Origin of the sequence: Pseudomonas peli (assembly GCF_050563605.1) — a bacterium.
In the GTDB taxonomy this organism is placed as follows: domain Bacteria; phylum Pseudomonadota; class Gammaproteobacteria; order Pseudomonadales; family Pseudomonadaceae; genus Aquipseudomonas; species Aquipseudomonas peli_A.
This window is the reverse complement of record NZ_JBNXUH010000186.1, coordinates 1-235: the sequence shown is the minus strand read 5'-3', so window position 1 is coordinate 235 and position 235 is coordinate 1. Positions and strand designations below refer to the sequence as shown.

At 56.4% G+C, this 235-nt stretch carries 1 pseudogene; it reads right to left on the bottom strand.

Going from position 1 to position 235, the window contains the following annotated elements:
* Window positions 1-235: pseudogene (locus ACQ4LH_RS21425) on the bottom strand (hypothetical protein); the annotation flags it as partial.

The following is a 235-nucleotide window of genomic DNA, read 5'->3' as shown; positions in this document are numbered from 1 at the left end:
GTGTATAAGAGACAGGCCCACTCGTGGCTGGCGGCGTAACGCAGATCGGCGGGGATATTGCTCATGTGTCGTTCCTCATCTGACATGACGGCGACCACGCCGTCATGGAAATTTAGCAGGCCTTGGCCATACCGRAAGAAAGTCTTTAAAACATATTGAGCCGCCCCAAAACGGGCGCTCTCGACTATCCATGGCCCTGTCTCGTATACACATCTGACGCTGTCGCCGCCGCCCC